1 protein-coding gene is annotated in these 11072 nt (G+C 65.8%); it reads left to right on the top strand.

Annotation, left to right across the window (positions count from 1 at the left end):
- Positions 1-2870 precede the first annotated feature (2870 nt).
- A partial coding sequence (locus A5622_RS11390) for an NUDIX domain-containing protein (RefSeq protein ID WP_232002942.1) occupies positions 2871-11072 on the top strand: 8202 nt, incomplete at its 3' end.

Raw genomic sequence — 11072 nt, 5'->3', positions numbered from 1 at the left:
TCGCTCACCTCAACGAGCTCGTTGACCACGTGGGTGACAACGACGCGGTGTCGAACTTGCACGGTTCACCCGCCCCCAACACCGACCCAACCAGCCCGCACCTGCCAGCCGGCCAGACAACCCACAGCGCGACACCACCATCCTCCTCGTCATCGGTACCGCAACCTCACCACACCGAGCCAAACCCAGCCTCCCGCAGCGGGGATGAAGACCGACACGCAGCAGCGGAAGCAACTGCACCACAACGGCTCATCGACGCTGATGATCACGGCCAGCACCATCAGGTGCCCGCCGAAAGCGGGGGTGTAAGGACTCAATCGCCTTCGGATTCTGATCAGCCCGCGGTGCTTGATCCCCAAGCGCGAGATTCTGGACGGCGCGATGCTGACGCCCCGCACGACACAGCCGGGGTTTCTGCTCACTTCTTGAGTCGACCCACCCGGGAATCGACCGGGGTAGGCCACGAGCGATCGGTAGCACCGCAACCCACTGACACACAACATATTACGGATACAGAACAGCTAGTTGACCAAACGGGACTTACTGCGCGCCCAACCCTAACGGCCCGTGTCGAAACGCCATGGGTCTCGCGCACGGCGCAAGACGGTGATGGCGCGTCGACACCCTCGCCGCCCAGAAAGATGTCGGAGAAAGCTAAGGGCAAGCAGCGCGACCCCGGGCCGATCACCGAGCACAGCGATGACCACACGTCCGCCGCCGAGCCAGCCGCGGAGTCACGTCGGACAAATGACGAACTACCCACGCCGGCCCCAGGTCGCAATGAGAGCGCCGCGGCGGCGGGGTTGCATAGGGACGGTCCGCACCAGGGCGCTGACCAAACGCATCGTCGCGCCGACGATGACGAGTACGACGTCAACGAATTCAACTTGCTTGAACCCCTCCCGGCGTATTCCGATGTGCACGGGCATGCCTTGCCCGTTTCCTCGGACCCCGAGCTTGTGTTACGCGGCAGACCCGCGCCGCTGCCTCCTGCAGCCCAGGCGATGCTGGATGAGGTCCGGCGCAGGGTGGGGCAGTCGTCGGGCGACGCCTCACCTGGCGAGAGAGGTGAGGAACGAATCGCCCGCGCCTACGAAATCGTCTACAGCGGGCTACCAGAAGGGCTGCGTCGCAATTTCCTCAAGACGGGTTGGAGTCCCAGGGTTTTATACGAGTTGGACCAGCGGCTGCGTCGCCAACCTGGGACGGCGAGGGCTCCAATTACGGCGCCGAGCCCGGACACTGCTGAACCACACACGCCCGCTGGACTACCGCCCGATCCCACGAGGTTTGCCGGTCTGGCCGCGGGCGTTAGGGCCTTGCTGAGCGACAAGTTCCGCGATCTGCCCGCTGACGTTGACGACTGGATAGCGATCGCCTATGAGCAGCTACCGGCTGAGCAGCGTAAGCAGTTTCAGATGGGCTTTGACAGTGTGGCTGAACGGACGATATACGAAACGGTACGCGACCATCTTGACCGGCTGAAAGCGCCGCGGCGCAACCTGGGGAATTTACATCGGTTCATTCGCGTGATGCTCGGTACGACCCCAAAATCGGTGGACCCGACGCGATTCGGCATACCGGAGAATTGGAGCAGTGGGCCGCGGCCTGCTAAGCCTGAGCCCTACGCACCGCGGCGAGTTGACGCTACGGTCGCGCCCGCCGAGACATCACAGGGGGCGTCCTCAGCGGCAAGGTCGGCACCTTCGACCTACGACGACCATAAGATCTCAGCGGGTCCGCGGCCGGGCGAAACGTTGCGGGGGCTGCCCGAGCCACGGCCGTTGCGCCACGCCGAGCAAGCAGAACCCTCAGCGCATCAGCACGAGCCATCGGCCGCGAATGATCGCCCCTCGGGTCAAAGTCGAGGGACCCCACATTTCGCTGAGGCCTCGCGGTCCCGGCGTGACAACTCCGACGACTCGTCGGGGGCTGCCTCTGACGACAATAGGCAGCCAACTTTGAGTCGAAATAGGTGGTCGCCCAACATGTTTAGCGGGCCGGACCGAAGCCTGCTGGGTCAACTAACGACGGACGATCAAACTAGATGGGCGCCCCTGTCACACGGCAGCGGCTGGCCGGCAAGAGTGAGGGGTCCGCGACCGCCGGCAAATTTGCGCCACACGAGAGCCGGTAGTGAAACCGGCAACTATTACGCGTCGCAATCGGCAAGGCCGCAGCTGGATCCTCATGTAGGCCATGTGGGGCGTGGCGCCGGTGAACACTTACCTGAAGCGCCTGCCAGCAAGCCGTTGTTGGCGGCTATTCCGCACTCCGACAACACGATTGATGAGGTCCGTAGCTGGATCGGCGACATCAACCATGACGGCGATCCGAGTGCCCCTCGCCCGCCGGCGAGGCTACTCAACTGTGGGCCCGCGACACTGGCGGTGTTTGAACGATTGTCGGGCGCTTCGGGCCGGGCAGGCATCGAACGCCTGACCCCGGATGACATCGGTGCGGCCACCGGCCTACCTCTTGTTCCCCACACACGGCAAGGCATCGCTGAGCGCCTGAAAACCGCAGGCTCGGGCGCACATACCGTCGTCGCCATCAGATATCGCAACGGCCAAGTGCATTCCTTCAACGCTTATTACGACGGCCACGATGTCTACGCCCTCGACGGACAGCGCGGAACAACGCAGCCTTGGCCGCCAAGACTGGACCGACCAGCCAATCCGGTGCAGGCATGGTTTATGGGCGCACCATTCCACGGCGATCGGTCTATATTTGCTATGCCCGAAACGGCCAACGAATCCGTAGCCGGGGCGGATTCCACCCCGCACCGCACGTTAACCACCGGACATGGGCAGTCACGGTCGCGTGCTGGCGGTAGCCGGTTGCGACGGGTCAGGCCGAGGCGCCTTTCCGTGGCATCGTCGGAATCGGACTACGGTCAGAATCCGAGGTCGTGGTTTGCGCCCGATGAGGTGTTTGATCTGTCGCGCGATGTGTCCCTCGCTTCAACAGCGTCAGCCCATCACCATCAAGCCGAGTTGCCGCAGTTGCGGAACGACCAGCGTGACGAGTGGGCGCAACAGCTGAGTCAGCGAGCGTTCGGCGATGGGCCACCGTCGTCGACCCAAAGTGAGCGCGAGGGCACAGACAGAAACCGGCTTCGTGCGTGGGAGCGCTTTCGGGAGGCGTTCAATGCGCATCGCGATGCGTTGACTGCCCTCGATGAGGGCCGGGACACATCCTCGACCGAGCGGGCGCTAGCGAGCGCGCGCAACGAACTCGTGCGCTTGGGTTTGGATCCCGATGCGTTGATAGCGGACTACCGCGCGCGTATGGACGACGGTGACGGATGGGTTGTATCCGAAGATGGCACCCCGTATTGGGGACGGTATGGCGCGGCCGGGCTGCTGCTGCGCGCCCGAGGCCTTGATGGTTCACCGGTCGTGCTGCTCCAGCGCCGCGCTTCATGGACTGACCATGGTGGCACGTGGGGTCTTCCCGGAGGAGCCCGGGCCCGTTACGAAACCGTCGCGCAGGCTGCCATCCGGGAGGCGCACGAAGAAACCGGACTCAACAGGCATCTGGTGACTACGCGACTGCCCGTCGTTACCGCCAGGGCCAGCGGCATTGACTGGACCTACACGACCGTGATCGCCGACGCGCCATATCGGCTGGAGACGACACCGAACGATGAGAGCTCCGAACTGCGCTGGGTGCGCGAGGATGAGGTAGCCGACCTCAGCCTGCATCCAGGGGTTGCGGCCAGCTGGGACGCTCTACGCACGCTGATGGCCGATAAACCACTTCCTGCGCCGCGTCCCAGCGCGCAACTGGACCCTACCGTCGACCCGACTGATGTCGCGGACGCCTACTCTTCCCCGTCGGGCACCACTTTCTTCCGTACCGACAACGGTCCTCTCTACCGCTATGACACCCGGCCGCCCGGGATCATCTTCGAGCAAGGATTCGCATCGCAGGCACCACACTGGCTACCAGAGGCCGGCTGGGTTACGCCGACGACGCTCGTTTCCACCACGCGACACCCTCAGATCCCTCTGGATTTCCTTGATCCCGCCGAGTCGCGTGGACACCCGTTTCTTTACGTTATCGATGCGCCCGGCGGCGTCGACGTCAACGCGACAGGAGGCCTTGCCCGCCACGCTTACCAACAGGAAATCGCATTTCCAGGCGGGATCAGGAGGGAGAATGTTCTCGGCGCTCGGGAGGTTCTGTCACCAGGGTCCCTACGCGAGAATCCCGATGGAACTTTCGAGCGCACCGTCCCCCTATATGGGCCTTTTCAGGCGAACGAGCATTTCAACCCCGATTTGCCGAATCCTGCGCCCCCTGCGCCCCTAGGACGCATGGAGCCACCCAGCGGTCGAGCGACACCATCCACGAGTTCGTCTTTCTGGTTCGCGAACCCCAATAACTTGAATGTTCGGGCGGGTGACGAAAGCGACATCGACTCTGCTCCGCCCTCGTCCAGCGGCCACGTAACGCGTCCAACTCGAAGTGTTATGCATGGCTTGCCCGAGGCGGAATCGGGTGCTGGCGAGGGTGACCTCGTTGATCCGACGAACGACATGTCGACGCTCGCCGAGCCCGAGAGCCAAACAGATAGACAGTCAGCCGAGCTAATGCCTGTTCGAGCTCGCGGTACTCCGGCTCAGGAATCGCCCGCCGGCTCAGCCGAACATACAGTTCCGCCAATTCACGCACTTCACGTTCTAAACGATCGCGTGGTTGCGCCGCCAGGTTCGACAGGCGAACATGGCGCTCGCTCGACCGGTGAAGGGCTGGACGCGGGCGAGCGTCCGGCGCAATTGGGCATCGAAGACCCCGGTTCTCTCCCACCGGCGTATCGAGACCACCTCACGGCAGCGCCGGCGGAGTCCACCACCGATGCCCCTCCCGCCACGCTGCGGGACGGCGTCAAGCCACAGGAAGCGCCGAGCGCGCACCAGACGGACGCGGCGAACCGGCCCAATACCGATCCACCCCAGTCCGACCCGACGCGCCTCGAGCTGCCCAATCCCGTCCCCCAGCTGCCTGCGCGGATCGGGGACCACCTGGTGCTTGGCGGCCTTGATGTGGTCGAAGAATTCCGCTCCGGTTCTGGCGATCAGGGGCTTAGGCAGATCGAGCGAGTGGTGCGCGACCTCGGCGGTGACGAGGTGTGGGAGGCGAACCGGGCCGGGATCACGGCGATGTTCGGCGACGATGCGCTTAAACCCAAGATCCCTGGCATGTTGCGCGGCGGTCGCCAGCCCAGGCACGTCATCAAGATCGGGGCGAAGGAGACCCTGACCATCGAGTTGCAGCTGGACGGCGCCGACGAGCGCTCAGCACTGAAGTTCAAAGAGCAGATCGACAGCTACGAGTTCGAGCACACGTCTGACTCCAGCAATGCTGTCGGCTCCTTCGAAGAGCGCCGCGTCACGTCTTACTGGGCCCTGCAAGGCAACGTAAGCCATCCGAAAGCGAGCGACACCGCGAACCTGATCCGCCCCCGGGTGCACGATGTGGCGTTGACCGAGCAGCGTGTCGACCGCCAGATCAGCGGTGGCCAGACCAACGAGCCGGGCACCCGCTTTCATGGGAACATCCAGGCGGTTATCAGCTATAAGGCAAGCGGCTTTTCCAACACCCCGAGTCCAAGTCGGCTCGACTACCACGTCGAAGTGGTCGTGCCCACCCGCGACGTCGACGACCACAGCGCGAACGATCCGGACGGGTCCGGCGGTCCGCCGAGAGTGCAATTTACCCACGCGCTGAGCGGGTCCGACATCGTCAACAACCTGTGGTTGCGGCCGGATGACCCGCCGCCTCCTGCCGCCGCTCACCCGGGCCGGCGGGGCGGCAACGGGCGGATCGAGCGCATGCGGGCTGCCCTCGCCATGGCCTACCGCAAGTTGACCAGCCGGAGTACAAGCGGACCGGTCGAGGACGCGCCGCATCCGCCGCCAGAGCATCCGATCACCGGAGAGAACCACCAACCGCGGCGCCCGGCTCGAGGTCCCGAGGTGCAGACCGTGAAAGGCTTTGTCGAGAGCGAGCCGATGCGGGATGCTTTCACCAAGGCGTACGGCAAGCTGGCCGACCAGGCGATGCTAGAGACCCAGGACTGGCTCACCGTCGAGCTCTTGCAGGCCAACCTGCACGGCATGACCAATAAGCAGCCGCTGATCCTTGAGTTTCAAGGCGTCCCGGGGGCACGGTTGGAAGTCCATGCGTTCGTGGAGCCGCTGGGCGCCTCGTCGAACCCGCGCGATACCCGAAATCCCGTGGTGGGCAACGCCGGTGGCACCGGCTCCGGCCCGCAGCGAATTATGCGCGCGACCGGGTCGACCAAGAAGACCGAGTTCCACTACGGGACCGAGACCGACTTTGTTCGGGTGCACCAAGACGTGGTGGCTCGATCGTGGCAGCTGCCGATACCCGGCAGGTTCCGCGGGCAGGACGGGACACACCCGAGTCCGGAAGGTGGCCTGGACGCCACGCATACCCGCGGCCAGACCCGCAACGAGACGGATAGCAGCCAGTTCCGGGTCCGCAACACGTTGAAGCATCCGGCGCCCGGGCAGGGCTGGCACGGGCAGGCTCGGCTCCGGTTTCGGATGCACGCGCCGGGTTCGGTCCCGGTGTCATCGGCTGGGCGTGATGAGCGGTCCACCGCGGCCCTGTTCACGGGCGCGGTGCACGAGACCCGTGTCTTCTTCGACAGGGCGAGGGTGCTCTTCACGGCGCCGGCGCCCCGGCCGGGCTTAGCGCCTCGGCGCGGCAAGCGGTCTGATCCGCTTGGCGGGGCGGTGGTGGAAAAGGTGGCGGTGCACGAGACCCGCGCCGAATTCGACGTGCTGATGGAGAAGTACGAGACCGATCCGCACGATGACTACCGGGACCAGAAGGTATGGGCGCCGCCGGACCGGATTTGGGGCGACGGGCCGCCGCCCGAGCGTAGATCAGTTGCAGAGTCCCCCTGGTGGCGACTGGGCACTGGTCACCGCGTCGTGCAGGGCAAGGGCGGCGAGCCCGAGCCCGCGTATCAGCCGGCGACACCGGTGATCCCGCGCGGCGAGAACCGGGAAAACGCCGTGCCGTTGAAGGGCCTAGGCAGCATGGACCGGGTCACCAACCTCGACATCAGCGGCTTACGCGGCATGCTCGACTCGATGGGCCGGCGGGCCTTCGGCAGCGACTGGAACGAACACGCCCCGGATGTCTGGTCCTGGTATCACCTCCATCGTGTGCGCGGCGCTCTGCCCGCGATGACCCAGCACAGCCCGCTGACACGGATCCTGTCTTCTGGGCGGCTGTCCAAGACCAAAGTCGCCCTGACCGCCGACATCGAGAGGCTCACCTTCAAGCGGGTGATCAACACGCTGTCCAGCCCGAGTGCCGAGCTGACCAGGGGCTCGACGTCCACGCTGGACAGGAACACGCAGACGTCCGTCCAGGGGGCACTCGGTGGCCGTGGCGGTGACTTCAACGACGGAATGGTCTTGGCCGAACCTATTGCCGGTGTGTCCCGGTTCGTCCGCGACGCCGAACGCGTGCGCAACCAGGAGCGCGTGGCCGTGGGGACCAAGTTCGACCAAGACATGGCCGTTTTCGAGGGCTGGGTGCGGCTCGACGGCACTATGACCGGCTCGGTGTCCACGGTGCACGAGTCTGGCCTGTTCTCGGTCGAGATCGCGATTCCCCTCACCGAGTTGCAGGGCTGGCGGATGCACGATGACGCTCTGCCGCCCACGTTCACCAAGGACATGCCCACCGGGTTCATCGACAAGCCCGCTGAGCGTGACCCAGCCGGCCAGCTCGGGGAGAGCCCGTCCTCCGGTGGCTTTCCCGATCGGCGCTCGTTTGAGACGGCGCTGGCGTCTCGCCGAGGGACCTTAGGGACGATCGACAGCACGACCCCGCTGCGGCCGCATCGCGAGGAGACATTCGATGCCGACCCTGAGGCTGCACCGTCGACGCGCCGCCGGCTGCACCCGCGGGAGATCAGCTACATTGTCGACCCGGACAACAGGGACCCCGACGCCGTTGCGCTCGCGGAGAGCCCGCCCTCCGGTGGCGTTCCCGATCGACGCTCGTTCGAGACGACGCTGTCGTCTCGCCGAGGGACCTTAGGGACGATCGACAGCACGACGCCGCTGCGGCCGCATCGCGAGGAGGCATTCGACGCCGACCAGCTCGCGGAGGACATCCACACTGGGCCGACTCCTGAGGCTGCACCGCCGACACGCCCCCAGCTCCACCCGCGGGAGATCACCTACATTGTCGACCCGGACAACAGGGACCTCGACGCCGTTGCGCTCGGGGAGAGCCCGTTCTCCGGTGGCGTTCCCGTTCGGCGCTCGTTCGAGACGGCGCTGTCGTCTCGCCGAGGGACCTTGGGGACGATCGACAGCACGACGCCGCTGCGGCCGCATCGCGAGGAGACACTCGATAGCGATCCGGTCGACTACGAGCCGGCCGACGGTAAGTCCCCGGGACTTACCGACATCGCTGACGGTACGGTGCCCGCGCGCGAGCCCGACCCGGTGCCGCAGCGCACGATGGAGTGGACGCCGCCGTCTCGGCAGCCACACGGGGAGACGCCGCGACCGCCCGAACACGCGCTGCGGGCCGGCTGGCATCCCTCCGACATGCTGATCGGCGTCGACCCGAAAAGCGGCCTAGTGGAGGCGATCCGCAACGATCTGGGCCCGGCCCTGGGCAGCCGCCTGGATGACGCGATGGCTGGCGTGTCGGACGAGTTCGGCCCGGATGTGCTGATCGCCAAGCTCACCCACGAGTCGGGCCGGGTGTGGAGCCATGACATCCCGGTGGCCGGCGGCAAGCTCACCGTCAAAATGCGACCGACCCGCGACCCCCACTACGACTACATCGGCCCGTCGAAGGCCTTTGAGACCGACCTGTCGGTCGAGTCGCAGTCATCGACCGGTCAAATCCGCGGCGACGTGCTGCGAAGAGTGTTAGGCGGCCGGATACAGATTCCCCTTCCGCACACCTCGCTAAGCACCCAGCTAACCCATACAGCCTCGATACGCCCAGCCGCCAGCGTCAGCAGTGACCTCATCGCCAAGGTGGACTTCCAGAACTCGGACGTCTCGAACGTATCCGGCGAAACCGAGGACCGGGTCCCGATGAGGATGAGGACGGTCGACCAGCATCACTTGTTCCGGCAGCCGATCCGCTTCGACATCAGCTACGAACAGTCCGTGGACGGCAAGCCCATCGAGGGCATTCCGCAAGCGCCGCAACCGGTCTGGCTTAGCGGCGTCTTCTCGTACGCGAAGGGCGTCCCGACCCCGGGCGAGCGCCTGTCCGGAAAGCCGCAGCTCGCCGTTGACCAGATCGTCGATAAGGTACGTCCGCACCGTGCCGCGGCCGACACCCCCGCGCGTGCTGCGCCCGAGGCGGGCACCGGGGGAGCTCCCGGCGAGGACATCGTCGCGACCCACATCCTGGACTTGCTCAGCGACAGCGGCACTGCGGCGTTCGGCGACCATTGGCCGATGGTGCGCGCTGAATTGGCAGCGCACGTCGCAACGATGCCCATCCAGAACGCTTTGGGCCACTACAGTCGCGGCGGCAGCGCGACCATCGACCTTAAGTCGGTGCCCGGCGGCACAGTCGTGCTCCGCGCCCACGTCGATACCCTGCATCGCGCGGAGTCCAACGACACCACCGAGTTCTATAGCGGCGGCCAGCAGTCCATGTCGAGCAGTGTCTCGAGACAGGAAACCGGTAACTGGGAGGGTTATGTCCAGGGGCAGGGTGACGTCTTGCCCTCCAGCGGCCCCGTCAGCCTCTCGCTGGTTGCCCGCCTCCTGGGTGCCTTCGGCCACGAGACGGTTGATACCCAGACTGAGAACTCGGCCAGCGGTGTCCTCTTTCGCCAGAAGGTGGATCCGGTCACCCGTGTCGGCACGGCCACCATCGACGCGGAGATGCGTCCGCCGGAGGGCAGCACCAGTAGCGTCGGCACCGCACAAATTGACTTCGTCACCCGTGAGTCACCACCGGAAGCGACAGCGCACCTGCGGTACGAGCCCCGCGTCGGAGTCATCCGCAACGACCAGCCCCCGCACGCCGGGCCAGGCGCCCGCAGTGGCCCCGACGCCTCGGCGCCCGGCGGCGGCGAACGCCACGAAGCGCAACCGAACCCCACCGACGCCGGTTTGCCTACGCGCGGACTCAGCTCCCATAGCATCGCCAAGGTCGTCGACGGCGCAAGGTTTCGTGCCGACATCCGTGCCCACCTCGCCGCGTCGACGCAGGCCAGAATGCGGGACCTTAGCGGCGAGCTGGACAGTTACCTCAGCGACAACCGCCTCGCCAACAAGATTCCGGCGATGACCCGCGTCGTCGACGACGACGGGGTTGAACTTTTCCGCCACGGAACGTTGCGCATCACCGGCCGCGCCGATGTCCAAAACCTCGAATATCGCAAGATCGAGCGCAAAGGTGGCAACACCTACGTGGTCAACGACGTCAATCAGAGCCGGCTGCGCCAGCTGTTCAAGACCCGTCAGGGCGGTGGACGGGCGCTGTTCGGTCCCCAGGCGCATTTGCCCGGGTTCCAAGCCGCGGCGCGGGTTGGCGGTGGCTTCACCGGGCGCAGGCGCTTTGGTCCGACGTATAACCACGGCGGCCGGGTCGCCGCGAACGCCAAGTTCGCCGGCAGTTACGCGGTCTTCGATGGCACCACTCGCATCACCCTGACGGTGCACGACGGCGACACCCGTCACCCGCTACCCCCGGTGGATATCCACGGACCGATCCGCATCCCCGAAACCGAAACCCAAGCCGTCGATGCGCCGCCCGCGGAACCGGGACCGTCTACCACCGCGGCAGGACACCTGCGGGAAGAGACACCGGCCCACCAGCCCGAAGAACCAAGCCCATCCAGCGCACCGAACGACGAGGTGCCCACCGCCGCCCCACACCACGACTCGGGACCGACCACAGCCAGTGACGTCAGCACCCCAAGAGACGTCAGCACCGCAGAACGACCGGATAGCGGTGGTCGCGCTGATCATGGCCGCGGCACCGGGCCGGGCGACGATTCTTCGGCACATCACTCCCAGGTGTTGGAGTCC

It is taken from the genome of Mycobacterium sp. 1245801.1 (genome assembly GCF_001673055.1).
GTDB lineage: Bacteria > Actinomycetota > Actinomycetes > Mycobacteriales > Mycobacteriaceae > Mycobacterium > Mycobacterium europaeum_A.
The sequence above is the reverse complement of the archived record's forward strand: the minus strand, read 5'-3'. Positions and strand labels throughout refer to the sequence as shown.